The organism is Lysinibacillus canaveralius, from assembly GCF_047301505.1.
GTDB lineage: Bacteria > Bacillota > Bacilli > Bacillales_A > Planococcaceae > Lysinibacillus_B.
In genome coordinates this window covers 4,066,134-4,081,874 of sequence record NZ_CP154840.1, presented here as the reverse complement: position 1 = coordinate 4,081,874, position 15,741 = coordinate 4,066,134, and the positions used below count along the sequence as shown (strand labels likewise).

The following is a 15,741-nucleotide window of genomic DNA, read 5'->3' as shown; positions in this document are numbered from 1 at the left end:
TAGTCTAATTGGAGGTGTCCGGTATGAATGTTAATGTACAATTTCGGGAAGATGGAAATATAATGCGAGGGTTTGTAGAGGGTGAAATTGATACTTTCACAGCTCCAATTTTACGTGAAGAGCTGGACTCAATTCGCATTAATGAAGGTTTGATTATTGAGTTGGATTTATCGAAAGTAAGCTATATGGATAGTACAGGTTTAGGGATTTTTGTTGCTTTTTATAAAAAGGTAGTGAGAGAAAAAGGGGAATTTAAGCTGGTTGGTTTGACAGACCGTCTCGTTCGCCTTTTTGAAATCACAGGTTTAAGTGAATTAATGAACATCGAAACGGATAAAAAGGTGGAAATCAGTAATGAGAGCATTTGATTATGTGGAAATTCGTGTGCCTGCCAAACCGCAATATGTTAGTGTGATTCGGCTTGCTGTTTCTGGCTTAGCAACCCGTTTAGGATTTACGTATGATGAAATTGAAGACTTAAAGATCGCTACAGGGGAAGCTGTCACAAATGTTGTCCACCATGCCTATGATGGCGAAGAGGGCGAAGTGGTAATGGGATGTGCTTTATTTGAAAGTAAAATTGAAATCATGGTAGCGGACTATGGAAATAGCTTTAATTTCGAGGAAATCAAAACAAAGATTGGTCCATATAAAGAAGATGAAAATGTAGCAATGTTACGAGAAGGTGGCTTAGGGCTGTATTTAATGGATACTTTAATGGACGAGGTGAAATTAAATAACGAAGGCGGCGTCACTGTTTTCATGACAAAATATGTCACGAGAGAGCAGGTGGAAGAAAATGTCGAAAGAATCACTACCTAAAAACTCGTCTAAAGAAGAGGTGCTGATGTGGATAGAAAAATATCAGCAATCCCAAGATGAGGACGCGCAAACGAAGTTAGTGCTGCATTATCAGCAATTAGTAGAATCGATTGCGCGTAAATATTCACATGGGAAATCTTATTACGACGATATTGTTCAAGTAGGGATGCTCGGTTTGTTGGGAGCAATTCGACGTTTCGATCCGTCATTCGGTAGAAGTTTTGAGGCTTTTGCTGTACCAACCATTGTTGGGGAAATAAAACGTTTTTTACGGGACAAGACGTGGGATGTCCATGTACCACGCCGTATTAAAGAACTGGGTCCTCGTATTAAAGCGGCGGTGGAAGCGTTAACGACTGAGTTACAACGCTCCCCGTCTATTAGTGAAATTGCCAACTATTTAGAAGTACAGGACGAGGATGTCCTGGAAGCAATGGAGATGGGACGCAGTTATCAAGCATTATCAATGGATCATTCTATCGAATCTGATTCAGACGGAAGCACAGTGACACTGTTTGATGTAGTCGGTAAGGAAGACGAAGGGTTCGAAATGACCAACCGTCGAATGATTGTAGCGGATGCTATGGGTATCTTAAATGACCGTGAAAAGCAAATTATCCAGCTGACTTATTTAGAACAACTTAGTCAAAAAGAAGCTGGCGAACGGCTTGGCATCTCCCAAATGCATGTATCCCGCATCCAACGAAAAGCTATTAAGAAACTACAAGAAGCTATTGCCGCTAGCGGCAGTGTAACGTTATAAATCTAGGAGTCTACTATTTAAAATAGTAGGCTCTTTTATTGTTATGGAAATATTTAAATGTTTTTTTAAAAATCACGCTTCTTTCAATTTATCAAATAAGCTAGACGACTACCTGCAGTGCCTGCTGCAACTGAATAGGTACGAATGCGCTTTTTTTATGTTAATGATAAAATGGAGTCATGTTAAAGGAAAGGTAGTGGAGTGATGGAACAAAAAGAAATACTACGGATGATTGCAACGGAATCAAAAGTAAAGACCCATCAGGCAGAAGCGGTGATCAAGCTCCTGGAAGAAGGCAATACAGTGCCATTTATTGCACGTTATCGAAAAGAGGCGACAGGTTCGCTTGATGAAGTGCAAATCAAGGAAATAGAAGACCGTTACCATTACATACAACAAGTTGAACAACGTAAAGATGAAGTGCTGCGACTAATTGAAGAGCAAGGTAAGTTAACAGAAGAGCTGGCAGCATCCATCAAGGCGGCAACTGTTTTGCAAAGAGTGGAAGATCTATATCGTCCTTACAAGCAGAAACGCCGTACGAAGGCGACCATTGCAAAAGAACGTGGGTTGGAGCCTTTAGCTGACAAATTAATGAAGTTTCCGAAGGGCAGCTTAGTGGAGACAGCATCTTCCTATTTAGATGTAGAAAAGGGAATAGGGACAATTGAAGCTGTGCTGGCTGGGGCGAGAGATATATTAGCTGAACGTTTTGCTGATGATGCAGGAGTTAGAGAACAATTACGACAGCTGGCCCGCCGTAATGGCAAGGTAGTATCAGTTTTGAAGAATGCGGAGAAAGACGAAAAGCAAGTATTCGAAATGTACTATGAATATGAAGAACCGGTAAATCGTATTGTGCCGCACCGTATATTAGCGATGAATCGCGGTGAGAAAGAGGAAGTTCTCCGAGTAGGTATTTCAGTGCCGGTAGAGCGAGCTGTTCAAATAATGGAAAATAAGTGGATTCCTCGAAATTTTACTGGCGAAGCGGTGGAACAAGTAAAAGAGGCAATTAGTGATAGCTATAAAAGATTGATTGAGCCATCGATTGAAAGAGAGATTCGATCGGAACTTAGTGAAAAAGCAGAAGCCCAGGCGATCCATATTTTTTCCGAGAATTTGCGCAACCTCCTGCTGCAGCCGCCAATCCGTGGAAAGATGGTACTCGGGGTTGATCCAGCCTACCGTACAGGATGTAAGCTGGCTGTAGTGGATGAAACAGGAAAAATGCTGGAGGTAATGGCCATTTATCCTCATAAACCACAGCGGGAAACGGATAAGGCTAAGAAAACGGTTCAGACATTGCTGGAAAAATACCCAATTAGTATTATTGCGATTGGAAATGGTACAGCCTCCAGGGAAACAGAACAATTCATTGCTGATACATTAAAAGACACGGACAACAAGGCAGCTTACGTAATTGTAAATGAAGCAGGTGCCTCCGTTTATTCTGCCTCTGAAGTAGCAAGAGCAGAATTTCCTGACTTACAGGTTGAGCAGAGAAGCGCAGTTTCTATTGCAAGGCGTTTACAAGATCCGTTATCTGAGCTGGTGAAAATTGATCCAAAAGCAGTCGGCGTCGGCCAGTACCAACACGACGTTTCTCAAAAACAGCTGGCTGAATCGCTGACTTTTATCGTAGAAACTGCCGTAAACCAAGTAGGGGTAGATGTGAATACAGCTTCCGCTTCGTTACTTCAATACGTTTCGGGCTTATCTAAAGCAGTAGCAGAAAATATCGTGAAAGCACGAGCAGAGGGCGGGAAGTTCGCTTCTCGTGCCCAATTAAAGAAAATCCCACGACTTGGCGCCAAAACATACGAGCAGGCAGTAGGCTTTTTACGGATTCCAGGAGCAAAAAACCCTCTTGATTCAACAGGCATTCACCCTGAAAGCTATAAACTGGCTGAGCAGGTTCTTGAATTAGCTGATTTGAAAAAGAAAGATGTTGGGACACCGAAAGTCGAGGAGGCACTTGCTGCCTTGTCGATTGAAAGCTTAAGCAGCCAGTTAGGAGTCGGGGAAGTAACAGTTCAGGATATTGTTGATACATTGATGAAGCCGGCGCGAGATCCTCGGGATGAATTTCCACAGCCATTATTAAAAACGGATGTTTTGCAAATGGAGGATTTACAACGAGGGATGGAACTTCAAGGCACAGTTAGAAATGTAGTAGACTTTGGTGCATTTGTTGATATTGGAGTAAAACAAGACGGCCTTGTTCATATTTCAAAGTTGGCAAACCGTAGAGTTAAACATCCGCTTGATGTTGTATCGCTTGGAGATATCGTCACAGTATGGGTAGAAGAAGTGGACGCAAAAAAAGGACGTATTTCTCTTACAATGCTACCACCTGCATCGCAAAATGAGTAAAATACTAAGTGTGCGGTTTTAAACCGTACACTTTTTCTATGGGGGGAGAAAGAATATGACAGACGAACAAGTGCAACGTTTAGTAGAAGAGTTATCACTCGTAAAGTTCGGGTGGCCTTTCTTGCATAAGGCCTATTTTAATAAACGATTGAAAACAACGGGCGGACGTTACCTTTTACGTTCTCATAACATTGAACTAAATAGAAAGTTATATGATCATTTTGGAGAAGAGGAATTGCGAGGTATTATATTACATGAACTATGCCATTATCATCTGCATATAAGAGGGTTAGGTTATAAGCATCGTGACTACGATTTCCGCCAGCTTTTGAAGAAAGTTGGTGCTCCAAGATTTTGCTCTACTATAGAAACGGAAAAAAAGAAGCGTAAACAGATAATTCATACGTATATTTGTGAGGAATGTCACCAATCATATAAACGGAAACGAAAGATGGATATAAGTAAATATTGCTGTGGTAAATGTAAGGGTAAACTTACATATAAGAAAAGTGAAGTAATAGAAGAAATACGGTGAAAAGTATTCTATTTCAGAGGGACAACCGTATTCTAGTTCGTTCGAAACGTTGGTATAACAATGTTTCAAATTAGATTTTATGAAAAATATAAAAAAGCGGTAAAAAAGTGTTGACGTTTCTAGATGACCTGTCTATAATAATAAAAGTCGACAGCGTGATGCACGACAGAAAATGACATTCCGAAGTAGCTCAGTGGTAGAGCAACCGGCTGTTAACCGGTTGGTCGTAGGTTCGAGTCCTACCTTCGGAGCCATGGCCCGTTGGTCAAGTGGTTAAGACACCGCCCTTTCACGGCGGTAACACGGGTTCGAATCCCGTACGGGTCACCACTTTTTTATTACAGATTAAGAACAGAAAAAATTATGGTCCCGTGGTGTAGCGGTTAACATGCCTGCCTGTCACGCAGGAGATCGCCGGTTCGATCCCGGTCGGGACCGCCATTCGTTGGGGTATAGCCAAGCGGTAAGGCAACGGATTTTGATTCCGTCATGCCTAGGTTCGAATCCTAGTACCCCAGCCATTTTTTCGAGCCATTAGCTCAGTTGGTAGAGCATCTGACTTTTAATCAGAGGGTCGAAGGTTCGAGTCCTTCATGGCTCACCATTTTGATCTTGACAAATTGATGAAGCTTATGTATAATAAGCAGAGTCGTAGTCAAGATAGAATGCGGTCGTGGCGGAATGGCAGACGCGCTAGGTTGAGGGCCTAGTGGGGGCAACCCCGTGGAAGTTCGAGTCTTCTCGGCCGCACCAAGCAGCTACAGAATGATAATAAATTAATGCGCCCGTAGCTCAATTGGATAGAGCGTCTGACTACGGATCAGAAGGTTATGGGTTCGACTCCTGTCGGGCGCGCCATATAAAATAATATGCGGGTGTAGTTTAATGGTAAAACCTCAGCCTTCCAAGCTGATGTCGTGAGTTCGATTCTCATCACCCGCTCCATGAACTTTGAAAACTGAACAAGCAAGACGTTAACAATAATTTTCTTTCTTAATTGAAAGAGACAACTTGACTAAAACAATAGTCAGCAACATTTTGAGCTTAACTCAAACTACTTTTATGGAGAGTTTGATCCTGGCTCAGGACGAACGCTGGCGGCGTGCCTAATACATGCAAGTCGAGCGGACGTTTTGTTGGTGCTTGCACCGACTTAACGTTAGCGGCGGACGGGTGAGTAACACGTGGGCAACCTGCCCTGTAGTCTGGGATAACTCCGGGAAACCGGGGCTAATACCGGATGATACTTTCTACCTCATGTTAGAAAGTTGAAAGATGGTTTACGCTATCGCTACAGGATGGGCCCGCGGCGCATTAGCTAGTTGGTGAGGTAACGGCTCACCAAGGCAACGATGCGTAGCCGACCTGAGAGGGTGATCGGCCACACTGGGACTGAGACACGGCCCAGACTCCTACGGGAGGCAGCAGTAGGGAATCTTCCACAATGGACGAAAGTCTGATGGAGCAACGCCGCGTGAGTGAAGAAGGATTTCGGTTCGTAAAACTCTGTTGTAAGGGAAGAACAAGTACAGTAGTAACTGGCTGTACCTTGACGGTACCTTATTAGAAAGCCACGGCTAACTACGTGCCAGCAGCCGCGGTAATACGTAGGTGGCAAGCGTTGTCCGGAATTATTGGGCGTAAAGCGCGCGCAGGCGGTCCTTTAAGTCTGATGTGAAAGCCCACGGCTCAACCGTGGAGGGTCATTGGAAACTGGGGGACTTGAGTGCAGAAGAGGAAAGTGGAATTCCAAGTGTAGCGGTGAAATGCGTAGAGATTTGGAGGAACACCAGTGGCGAAGGCGACTTTCTGGTCTGTAACTGACGCTGAGGCGCGAAAGCGTGGGGAGCAAACAGGATTAGATACCCTGGTAGTCCACGCCGTAAACGATGAGTGCTAAGTGTTAGGGGGTTTCCGCCCCTTAGTGCTGCAGCTAACGCATTAAGCACTCCGCCTGGGGAGTACGGTCGCAAGACTGAAACTCAAAGGAATTGACGGGGGCCCGCACAAGCGGTGGAGCATGTGGTTTAATTCGAAGCAACGCGAAGAACCTTACCAGGTCTTGACATCCCATTGACCACTGTAGAGATACAGTTTTCCCTTCGGGGACAACGGTGACAGGTGGTGCATGGTTGTCGTCAGCTCGTGTCGTGAGATGTTGGGTTAAGTCCCGCAACGAGCGCAACCCTTGTTCTTAGTTGCCATCATTTAGTTGGGCACTCTAAGGAGACTGCCGGTGACAAACCGGAGGAAGGTGGGGATGACGTCAAATCATCATGCCCCTTATGACCTGGGCTACACACGTGCTACAATGGACGGTACAAACGGTTGCCAACCCGCGAGGGGGAGCTAATCCGATAAAACCGTTCTCAGTTCGGATTGTAGGCTGCAACTCGCCTACATGAAGCCGGAATCGCTAGTAATCGCGGATCAGCATGCCGCGGTGAATACGTTCCCGGGCCTTGTACACACCGCCCGTCACACCACGAGAGTTTGTAACACCCGAAGTCGGTGAGGTAACCTTTTGGAGCCAGCCGCCGAAGGTGGGATAGATGATTGGGGTGAAGTCGTAACAAGGTAGCCGTATCGGAAGGTGCGGCTGGATCACCTCCTTTCTAAGGATATTTTTCGGAAGTATATCACACGGTGATATACGTTAACGTTCTTGCTGTTCAGTTTTGAAAGTTCATACTTTCAAAACTTGCTCCTGCGGTTACTCGTCGCAAATGTGCGAAGAAGTAGACACAGGTAGCGCACTTGTTCTTTGAAAACTGGATAAAACGACATTGAAAGCAAACACAAATTTCTATCTTTAAATAGATATGAGTCAAACAAGTCAAGCAATTGACGTGTAAACTGAAGTCTAACTCTTCGAGTTAGCGTTAACTTATTGGTTAAGTTAATAAGGGCGCACGGTGGATGCCTTGGCACTAGGAGTCGATGAAGGACGGCACTAACACCGATATGCCTCGGGGAGCTGTAAGTAAGCTTTGATCCGGGGATTTCCGAATGGGGGAACCCACTGCGTTTAATCGCGCAGTACTTTCGCGTGAATTCATAGCGCGTTAGAGACAGACCCAGGGAACTGAAACATCTAAGTACCTGGAGGAAGAGAAAGAAAATTCGATTCCCTGAGTAGCGGCGAGCGAAACGGGAAGAGCCCAAACCAAGAGGCTTGCCTCTTGGGGTTGTAGGACACTCTATACGGAGTTACAAAGGAATGATTTAGGCGAAGCGACTTGGAAAGGTCCGCCAGAGCAGGTAAAAGCCCTGTAGCCAAAAAGTCATTCCCTCCAGAGTGGATCCTGAGTACGGCGGAACACGTGAAATTCCGTCGGAATCCGGGAGGACCATCTCCCAAGGCTAAATACTACCTAGTGACCGATAGTGAACCAGTACCGTGAGGGAAAGGTGAAAAGCACCCCGGGAGGGGAGTGAAAGAGAACCTGAAACCGTGTGCCTACAAGTAGTTAGAGCCCGTTAATGGGTGATAGCGTGCCTTTTGTAGAATGAACCGGCGAGTTACGATTACGTGCGAGGTTAAGTTGAGAAGACGGAGCCGCAGCGAAAGCGAGTCTGAATAGGGCGAAATAGTACGTGGTCGTAGACCCGAAACCAGGTGATCTACCCATGTCCAGGGTGAAGGTGAGGTAACACTTACTGGAGGCCCGAACCCACGCACGTTGAAAAGTGCGGGGATGAGGTGTGGGTAGCGGAGAAATTCCAATCGAACCTGGAGATAGCTGGTTCTCTCCGAAATAGCTTTAGGGCTAGCCTCGTGATTGAGAATACCGGAGGTAGAGCACTGTTTGGACTAGGGGGGCATCTCGCTTTACCGAATTCAGACAAACTCCGAATGCCGGATATTTATACACGGGAGTCAGACTGCGAGTGATAAGATCCGTAGTCAAAAGGGAAACAGCCCAGACCACCAGCTAAGGTCCCAAAGTAATCGTTAAGTGGAAAAGGATGTGGCGTTGCTTAGACAACCAGGATGTTGGCTTAGAAGCAGCCATCATTTAAAGAGTGCGTAATAGCTCACTGGTCGAGTGACGCTGCGCCGAAAATGTATCGGGGCTAAACGATTCACCGAAGCTGTGGATTGACATCTTTGATGTCAGTGGTAGGAGAGCGTTCTAACTGCGTTGAAGTCAGACCGGAAGGACTGGTGGAGCGGTTAGAAGTGAGAATGCCGGTATGAGTAGCGAAAGACGGGTGAGAATCCCGTCCACCGTATGACTAAGGTTTCCTGAGGAAGGCTCGTCCGCTCAGGGTTAGTCGGGACCTAAGCCGAGGCCGATAGGCGTAGGCGATGGACAACAGGTTGATATTCCTGTACTACCTCCCCACCGTTTGAGAAATGGGGGGACGCAGTAGGGTAGGGTAAGCAGAGCGTTGGTTGTCTCTGTTCAAGCAGTAAGGCGTGTGTGTAGGCAAATCCGCACACTGTAACGTTGAGCTGTGATGACGAGTCCGTATGGACGAAGTTCCTGATCTCACACTGCCAAGAAAAGCCTCTATCGAGGTGGGAGGTACCCGTACCGCAAACCGACACAGGTAGTCGAGGAGAGAATCCTAAGGTGTGCGAGAGAACTCTCGTTAAGGAACTCGGCAAAATGACCCCGTAACTTCGGGAGAAGGGGTGCTCTGGTAGGGTGAAAGCCCGAGAGAGCCGCAGTGAATAGGCCCAGGCGACTGTTTAGCAAAAACACAGGTCTCTGCAAAACCGTAAGGTGACGTATAGGGGCTGACGCCTGCCCGGTGCTGGAAGGTTAAGAGGAGCGGTTAGCGCAAGCGAAGCTGTGAATTGAAGCCCCAGTAAACGGCGGCCGTAACTATAACGGTCCTAAGGTAGCGAAATTCCTTGTCGGGTAAGTTCCGACCCGCACGAAAGGCGTAACGATCTGGGCACTGTCTCAACGAGAGACTCGGTGAAATTATAGTACCTGTGAAGATGCAGGTTACCCGCGACAGGACGGAAAGACCCCGTGGAGCTTTACTGTAGTTTGATATTGAATTTTGGTACAACTTGTACAGGATAGGTAGGAGCCAGAGAGCCCGGAGCGCCAGCTTCGGAGGAGGCGTCGGTGGGATACTACCCTGGTTGTATTGAAATTCTAACCCATGCCCCTTATCGGGGCAGGAGACAGTGTCAGACGGACAGTTTGACTGGGGCGGTCGCCTCCTAAAAGGTAACGGAGGCGCCCAAAGGTTCCCTCAGAATGGTTGGAAATCATTCGTAGAGTGTAAAGGCACAAGGGAGCTTGACTGCGAGACCTACAAGTCGAGCAGGGTCGAAAGACGGGCTTAGTGATCCGGTGGTTCCGCATGGAAGGGCCATCGCTCAACGGATAAAAGCTACCCCGGGGATAACAGGCTTATCTCCCCCAAGAGTCCACATCGACGGGGAGGTTTGGCACCTCGATGTCGGCTCATCGCATCCTGGGGCTGTAGTCGGTCCCAAGGGTTGGGCTGTTCGCCCATTAAAGCGGTACGCGAGCTGGGTTCAGAACGTCGTGAGACAGTTCGGTCCCTATCCGTCGTGGGCGTAGGAAATTTGAGAGGAGCTGTCCTTAGTACGAGAGGACCGGGATGGACATACCGCTGGTGTACCAGTTGTTCTGCCAAGGGCATCGCTGGGTAGCTATGTATGGACGGGATAAGTGCTGAAAGCATCTAAGCATGAAGCCCCCCTCAAGATGAGATTTCCCATTACGCAAGTAAGTAAGACCCCTGAAAGACGATCAGGTAGATAGGTTCGAGGTGGAAGTATGGCGACATATGGAGCTGACGAATACTAATCGGTCGAGGACTTAACCAAATTTTGTGTGCTGCACAATGAAACGTTTATCCAGTTTTGAAAGAACAAACTTCTTTCAGTTATATAAAGGAACTTCTGCTACAAGCGCAACATCGTGTTGCAGCACAGAAGTCAGCACATCCATGTGCAAGTCTAGTGATGATGGCAGAGAGGCCACACCCGTTCCCATACCGAACACGGAAGTTAAGCTCTCTAGCGCCGATGGTAGTTGGGGGCTTCCCCCTGTGAGAGTAGGACATCGCTGGGCAACAAGACTCAACCTGTAGAGGTTGAGTTTTTTTATTGCCAAAAAAGCTCCCAACCACCAAACACCGAAGGTGAGATCGGCGCGCAAACCGAAGGATTCATTTTATGTAAGGAAATCAAAGAATACGATACGAATTTCCCAGAGCAGTGGGAGGACCAAGAAGAACAAGGAAACAAGGGAACGAAAGAAGGAACGTACTCGGTACGTGACTGAAAGAGTAAGCGCAGATGACGCCGTCATTCGCCGGTCATCGCGCTGCGAAGGTAGCGTCGATGGTAGTTGGAGGCGCCCCTGTGAGAGTAGGACATCGCTGGGCAACAAGACTCAACCTGTAGAGGTTGAGTTTTTTTATTGCCAAAAAAGCTCCCAACCACCAAACACCGAAGGTGAGATCGGCGCGCAAACCGAAGGATTCATTTTATGTAAGGAAATCAAAGAATACGATACGAATTCACCTGAGCAGTGGGAGGGCGCTCCTGTGAGAGTAGGACATCGCTGGGCAACAAAAAACAATTTTAGACATAAGCAGAGGGGTTTTTGTTCGAAGGAGATAAATTAATAAAACTATAGTTTTCCTCAATAGTAGAATATTATATGAAAACTATAATAAAGAAGAGATGGATAACCGCTACCATTTAAAACTACTATCTATTATAATAAAAAAGACTACTAGGGGCGCCTTAGAGGCTGAGAAGTACCCTTTGAACCTGATCTAGTTAACACTAGCGTAGGAAAGTAGCTTGACGCATCCTTTTGGGGGTCTTGGGGCTATTTTAGTAGTTCACTACAAAACCAAAGGAGATGAGTCCAATAAAAAAACTAAGAAAGTTAACGTATACAGCTATCATAAGTGCTATTGTTGCTGTAAGCAGTACGATTGTCTACATTCCGGTAGGGTTTGCTAAGATTTTTCCTGTCCAGCATCTAGCCAATATTTTGACTGCAGTATTAGTAGGTCCTTATTATGCGGTTGTTCAAGCATTGGTAGCTTCTACAATTCGTAACATTATGGGAACAGGGAGCTTGTTTGCGTTTCCTGGAAGTATGATAGGTGCTTTATTAGCAGGGATTGTTTACTCAAAAACAAAAAATCTAACATTTACTGCACTCGGTGAAGTTATTGGTACAGGGATTTTTGGCGCTATGGCGGCTTATCCTGTTGCCGTGCTTATTTTAGGGCAGGAGGCTACATTATTTGGTCTTGTACCAGCCTTTATAATGAGCTCATTTGCCGGTGCTGCTTTTGCGTTCTTTTTATTAAAGGTACTAGAACGGAATCATGTATTAAAAAAAGTAATATAATTAAGGGTTAAAATATAGTAAAATATCTATAAAAAAATATTGCGTATTGAAAGCAGGCATGTTAAGATAATTTATGTCTTTAACAAATGGTCCCGTGGTGTAGCGGTTAACATGCCTGCCTGTCACGCAGGAGATCGCCGGTTCGATCCCGGTCGGGACCGCCATTTAGGTTTTTGTAAGAAATAATCTTACAAGAGCTTTTTTTATTTACTAATACTATTTAAGGTTAATGCGTACAATAGGAGAGATCTTATTGTACGCTTTTTATTTTCCCGAAAATCATTTGTTATTCAAATCATCATTACTCTAGTAGTTCATAAATAAAAAGGCATAGAGTTACTTATTTATGAAAAGGGAAAAGCAGGAGAAAGTTTGCTTCTTTTTAATAAACATTAACTAATAATAGCTTAAAATAAGCTTTTATTCTCATAAAATTATTATCTTAATGTGTTAAAATGCTAGAATGATAATAAGTTTGTTTCTATTTTAAAATAATAGGGTAAAACTATATTTGAAAAGATAGTAGGTGGGGGTGCCGGTTATGACATACGGACGAATTGCTCCAATGATTATCGTTCTGTTGTCGGCTATCGTTTTGTTTGGGTGCTCTTCTAATAAAATGATCAATATAGAAGATTCAAATACGTATGCATGGCAGAAATATATGAATGAGGATGAATTTAACCAGTTAAAAGAAGGTATGTCTTATATGGAAGTAGTAGAGGTGGCAAGAGGCCCGGGTGAACAGGTAGATGACAATAAATATATATGGCAAGATGAATTGCTGATTACTCAGGCATATGAAATTGAATTTAAAGAGGATAAGTTGATAGGTAAAAAAATTATTCAAAAACGGGGCGAATCAACTCGGGATTTACCCGCCGAGAAGAAATCAGACGATCAAGAAGAAAATACAAAATAACGCCTATATTGTAAAGGACACTTCACTTGTTAAGGAATTTAACAAGTGAAGTGTTTTCTTTTGCACTTTAACAAAAGTCATCTTCTATCCGATGAGGTACTACCCTTTGAACATTTACCATGCTTACAGTAAACTAGTAGTAATGTACTTTGGAGGATTAAAACATGGTATTTGAAAAATATATAACATCAGTTGAAGAAACACAGGCATTAGCCCATCGTTTAGCAGCACTTCTTGAGCCTCAGACTACTATTACACTTGAAGGTGATTTAGGAGCAGGCAAGACAACCTTTACACAGGCATTGGCAAAAGGTCTGGGAATTACGCGTACAGTAAACAGTCCTACTTTTACTATTATGAAGCAATATAATGGACGTCTGCCGTTGAATCACCTTGATGTCTACCGTTTAGCAGACAGTGATGAGGATCTTGGCTGGGATGAAATTTTTTATGGGGATGCAGTAACGGTTGTAGAGTGGGCTCATTTAATTGAAGATGAGCTGCCCAAAGAGCGCTTAAGTGTGGAAATCAGCCGGATTAGTGAAACAGAGCGGAAATTTATATTTAAACCGGTGGGCGAACAATACGTCCAACTGTGTGAGGAGCTACTAAAATGATTTGGTTAGGAATTGATACAGCAAATGCCCCTCTTTCTGTGGCGATTGTAAAAGAGGGACGAGTATTGGCAGAAACAGTCCAAAATATTAAAATTACGCACTCTGTAGGTGCAATGCCTGCCGTAGAGGAGCTATTTGCCAAGGCAAACATAACGCCTTCCCAAATAGATGCAGTAGCCGTGTCAGAAGGACCCGGTTCATATACAGGAGTACGTATTGGTGTAACAATTGCCAAGACACTTGCTTGGACGCTGAAGAAACCTTTAGTAGGAGTATCGAGCCTGCAGGCATTGGCTGCCAATGCCAAACTTTTTAATGGAGTTATCTGTCCATTATTTGATGCAAGACGCCAGCATGTTTATGCGGCTGCCTATCGTGGCGAATTGTTAAATGAAGTAATTCATGATCATCATGATCATATCGATGGGTTGTTAGAAACGCTGCAGGCATTAAATGAAAACGTGTTATTTATCGGTACAGATGTAGAAGTATTCTGGGACCGTATCAAGGAGAGACTTGGAGATAAGGCTATCCGAGCTTCTTATACACTTGATCTGCCGCGTGCTGCAGAACTTATTGCGCTTGCAGAGGATCGGGAGTTGCCGTCTATAGAAGCGGTTCACCATTTTGTACCGCAGTATCGCCGTATTGCAGAGGCGGAAGCAAATTGGATTAAGGAACAGAAGAAGGTGGCCGAGTGATTACGTATCGTAGAATGACAGCAGCCGATGTAGATGCTGTCTATGCAATTGAGTTGGCAACTTTTCCAACACCGTGGACGCTCGATTCCTTTCATTATGAAATGCGTGAGAATCAGTATGCACATTATATAGTGGCAGAAGATGAAACGGAAATCATCGGATTTTGTGGTATGTGGCTTGTAATCGATGCTGCACAAATTACAAATGTAGCCGTTGTAGAGTCGGCACGAGGTAAGGGAATAGGAGAAGCATTGATGAAGGAAGCTATCCGTGTTGCACGTGAAGCCGAGATGGAGGTTATGAGCTTGGAAGTGCGAGTGACGAATGTGGTAGCACAAAACCTTTATCGAAAATTAGGTTTTCAAAATGGGGGCATTCGGAAAGGGTATTATACGGATAACGGGGAAGATGCTCTTGTAATGTGGGTGAATATAAATGAGTAAATATATACTGGCAATTGAAACAAGCTGTGATGAAACAGCAGCAAGCATTATAAAAGATGGTACAGAGATTATTTCAAATGTTGTATCATCACAAATAGATAGTCATAAGCGTTTTGGAGGAGTAGTGCCGGAAATTGCTTCAAGACATCATGTAGAGCAGATGACAATTGTCATTGAAGAATGTTTGACACAAGCAGGAATGGAACCGGCTGATTTAGCTGCAGTAGCTGTTACAGAAGGTCCGGGGCTTGTAGGGGCGCTGCTGATTGGCATTAATGCAGCGAAGGCATTTGCTTTTGCTCATGGACTGCCGCTTGTACCGGTGCATCATATAGCAGGACATATATATGCAAATGCCCTTGTACAGCCGATGGAATTTCCACTGCTGGCGCTTGTTGTCTCAGGTGGCCATACAGAGCTTGTCTATATGAAGGAGCATGGCAGTTTCGAGTTGATTGGAGAAACAAGAGATGATGCAGCAGGAGAGGCCTATGATAAGGTAGCAAGAGTTTTGAATTTGCCATACCCAGGGGGACCGCATATCGACCGGCTGGCGCATGAAGCTGAAGAGGCTGTACCGTTTCCTCGAGTATGGCTAGAGGAAGATTCCTACGATTTTAGTTTTAGTGGACTAAAATCAGCGGTTATCAATTATAAGCATAATATGGATCAGCGTGGCGAGGAAATCATCCCGGCCCATGTGGCTAAAGGCTTTCAGGATAGTGTAGTAGAAGTACTGACGGCAAAAACAGTTCGAGCGGCTCGAGAATATGGGGTTAAGCAAGTAATTGCTGCTGGTGGTGTTTCAGCTAATAAGGGCTTGCGTAATGCATTAGAATCAGCTTTTACAGAGGAAGATATTCCATTTTTCGTGCCTCCGCTGAAGCTTTGTACAGACAATGCGGCTATGATTGGTGCAGCAGGATTCTTTATGTACGAGGCAGGAGTAAGAGGTGATATGAAAATGAATGGGAAACCGGGAATGGAATTGAAGACTTGGATAGAATAAAGAAAGGTGCTGCAAATAATTTGCAGCACTTTTTATTTTTATAAAAAAACAAATATAGTAGAAAAAAATGATTTTTTGTATAGAACTTGCTTAACGAAGTAAATATTTTTTCGTTTTAGAACTTTTCTGAAAAATTATCCACAGTTTTGAACAACTGTTTTCAAAATGTCAACGAGAACATTC

Annotated in this window: 11 protein-coding genes, 9 tRNA genes, 3 rRNA genes and 1 riboswitch; all 23 genes read left to right on the top strand. The window is 44.6% G+C overall.

Annotation, left to right across the window (positions count from 1 at the left end):
* The first annotated feature begins 23 nt into the window (after window positions 1–23).
* The 23 genes from AA0Y26_RS20600 to tsaD all read left to right on the top strand — a co-directional run bounded on the left by AA0Y26_RS20600 (window position 24) and on the right by tsaD (window position 15,558).
* Window positions 24–368 (top strand): STAS domain-containing protein, encoded by a 345-nt coding sequence (locus AA0Y26_RS20600; RefSeq protein WP_413363874.1) that lies wholly within the window; start codon window positions 24–26, stop codon window positions 366–368.
* A complete protein-coding gene (gene rsbW, locus AA0Y26_RS20595) occupies window positions 355–822 on the top strand; it encodes an anti-sigma B factor RsbW (protein WP_413363873.1) in 468 nt (155 codons plus the stop codon). The genes AA0Y26_RS20600 and rsbW overlap by 14 nt, the downstream gene beginning before the upstream one ends.
* Window positions 800–1,585: an RNA polymerase sigma factor SigB gene (gene sigB / locus AA0Y26_RS20590; RefSeq protein ID WP_413363872.1), complete on the top strand. Its 786-nt coding sequence runs from the start codon at window positions 800–802 to the stop codon at window positions 1,583–1,585. Before rsbW ends, sigB begins: the two co-directional genes overlap by 23 nt.
* 204 nt (window positions 1,586–1,789) lie before the next feature.
* Window positions 1,790–3,961, top strand: coding sequence for a Tex family protein (locus AA0Y26_RS20585; protein ID WP_413363871.1), 2,172 nt, complete (start codon window positions 1,790–1,792; stop codon window positions 3,959–3,961).
* A gap of 55 nt (window positions 3,962–4,016) precedes the next feature.
* Complete coding sequence (locus tag AA0Y26_RS20580) at window positions 4,017–4,496, top strand: SprT family protein (protein ID WP_413363870.1); 480 nt, start codon at window positions 4,017–4,019, stop codon at window positions 4,494–4,496.
* A 179-nt stretch (window positions 4,497–4,675) separates the two neighbouring features.
* A tRNA-Asn gene (locus AA0Y26_RS20575) sits at window positions 4,676–4,750 on the top strand.
* Between the two features lies 1 nt (window position 4,751).
* Window positions 4,752–4,826 (top strand) — tRNA-Glu (locus AA0Y26_RS20570).
* Between the two features lie 35 nt (window positions 4,827–4,861).
* A tRNA-Asp gene (locus tag AA0Y26_RS20565) sits at window positions 4,862–4,937 on the top strand.
* A gap of 5 nt (window positions 4,938–4,942) precedes the next feature.
* Window positions 4,943–5,017, top strand: a tRNA-Gln gene (locus AA0Y26_RS20560).
* Between the two features lie 7 nt (window positions 5,018–5,024).
* Window positions 5,025–5,100: transfer RNA gene (locus AA0Y26_RS20555), tRNA-Lys, on the top strand.
* 63 nt (window positions 5,101–5,163) lie between these two features.
* A tRNA-Leu gene (locus AA0Y26_RS20550) sits at window positions 5,164–5,249 on the top strand.
* Between the two features lie 28 nt (window positions 5,250–5,277).
* Window positions 5,278–5,354: transfer RNA gene (locus AA0Y26_RS20545), tRNA-Arg, on the top strand.
* A 13-nt stretch (window positions 5,355–5,367) separates the two neighbouring features.
* A tRNA-Gly gene (locus tag AA0Y26_RS20540) sits at window positions 5,368–5,441 on the top strand.
* A 114-nt stretch (window positions 5,442–5,555) separates the two neighbouring features.
* Window positions 5,556–7,111 (top strand): 16S ribosomal RNA (locus AA0Y26_RS20535).
* Window positions 7,112–7,388: 277 nt separating this feature from the next.
* Window positions 7,389–10,317, top strand: a 23S ribosomal RNA gene (locus AA0Y26_RS20530).
* Between the two features lie 131 nt (window positions 10,318–10,448).
* Window positions 10,449–10,564: ribosomal RNA gene (gene rrf / locus AA0Y26_RS20525) — 5S ribosomal RNA — on the top strand.
* Together the 16S, 23S and 5S rRNA genes with 8 tRNA genes alongside form the textbook arrangement of a ribosomal RNA operon.
* A gap of 661 nt (window positions 10,565–11,225) precedes the next feature.
* Window positions 11,226–11,315, top strand: a riboswitch (TPP riboswitch).
* A gap of 50 nt (window positions 11,316–11,365) precedes the next feature.
* Window positions 11,366–11,866, top strand: a complete 501-nt coding sequence (gene thiW, locus AA0Y26_RS20520) for an energy coupling factor transporter S component ThiW (RefSeq protein ID WP_413363869.1) — start codon at window positions 11,366–11,368, stop codon at window positions 11,864–11,866.
* An 88-nt stretch (window positions 11,867–11,954) separates the two neighbouring features.
* Window positions 11,955–12,030 (top strand) — tRNA-Asp (locus AA0Y26_RS20515).
* Between the two features lie 377 nt (window positions 12,031–12,407).
* Window positions 12,408–12,788: a hypothetical protein gene (locus AA0Y26_RS20510; protein WP_413363868.1), complete on the top strand. Its 381-nt coding sequence runs from the start codon at window positions 12,408–12,410 to the stop codon at window positions 12,786–12,788.
* Window positions 12,789–12,952: 164 nt separating this feature from the next.
* Window positions 12,953–13,405 (top strand): tRNA (adenosine(37)-N6)-threonylcarbamoyltransferase complex ATPase subunit type 1 TsaE, encoded by a 453-nt coding sequence (gene tsaE, locus AA0Y26_RS20505; protein ID WP_413363867.1) that lies wholly within the window; start codon window positions 12,953–12,955, stop codon window positions 13,403–13,405.
* A complete protein-coding gene (gene tsaB, locus AA0Y26_RS20500) occupies window positions 13,402–14,106 on the top strand; it encodes a tRNA (adenosine(37)-N6)-threonylcarbamoyltransferase complex dimerization subunit type 1 TsaB (protein WP_413363866.1) in 705 nt (234 codons plus the stop codon). Before tsaE ends, tsaB begins: the two co-directional genes overlap by 4 nt.
* Before the next feature lie 14 nt (window positions 14,107–14,120).
* A complete protein-coding gene (gene rimI, locus AA0Y26_RS20495) occupies window positions 14,121–14,549 on the top strand; it encodes a ribosomal protein S18-alanine N-acetyltransferase (protein WP_413368334.1) in 429 nt (142 codons plus the stop codon).
* Window positions 14,542–15,558 (top strand): tRNA (adenosine(37)-N6)-threonylcarbamoyltransferase complex transferase subunit TsaD, encoded by a 1,017-nt coding sequence (tsaD, locus tag AA0Y26_RS20490; RefSeq protein ID WP_413363865.1) that lies wholly within the window; start codon window positions 14,542–14,544, stop codon window positions 15,556–15,558. Before rimI ends, tsaD begins: the two co-directional genes overlap by 8 nt.
* Window positions 15,559–15,741: the final 183 nt, after the last annotated feature.

Bases quoted from the DNA above. Each gene is read 5' to 3' on its own strand.
- sigB (WP_413363872.1), top strand. From the start codon at position 800: ATGTCGAAAGAATCACTACCTAAAAACTCGTCTAAAGAAGAGGTGCTG.
- rsbW (WP_413363873.1), top strand. From the start codon at position 355: ATGAGAGCATTTGATTATGTGGAAATTCGTGTGCCTGCCAAACCGCAA.
- tsaD (WP_413363865.1), top strand. From the start codon at position 14,542: ATGAGTAAATATATACTGGCAATTGAAACAAGCTGTGATGAAACAGCA.
- thiW (WP_413363869.1), top strand. From the start codon at position 11,366: ATGAGTCCAATAAAAAAACTAAGAAAGTTAACGTATACAGCTATCATA.
- AA0Y26_RS20580 (WP_413363870.1), top strand. From the start codon at position 4,017: ATGACAGACGAACAAGTGCAACGTTTAGTAGAAGAGTTATCACTCGTA.
- tsaB (WP_413363866.1), top strand. From the start codon at position 13,402: ATGATTTGGTTAGGAATTGATACAGCAAATGCCCCTCTTTCTGTGGCG.
- AA0Y26_RS20510 (WP_413363868.1), top strand. From the start codon at position 12,408: ATGACATACGGACGAATTGCTCCAATGATTATCGTTCTGTTGTCGGCT.
- rimI (WP_413368334.1), top strand. From the start codon at position 14,121: ATGACAGCAGCCGATGTAGATGCTGTCTATGCAATTGAGTTGGCAACT.
- AA0Y26_RS20600 (WP_413363874.1), top strand. From the start codon at position 24: ATGAATGTTAATGTACAATTTCGGGAAGATGGAAATATAATGCGAGGG.
- AA0Y26_RS20585 (WP_413363871.1), top strand. From the start codon at position 1,790: ATGGAACAAAAAGAAATACTACGGATGATTGCAACGGAATCAAAAGTA.
- tsaE (WP_413363867.1), top strand. From the start codon at position 12,953: ATGGTATTTGAAAAATATATAACATCAGTTGAAGAAACACAGGCATTA.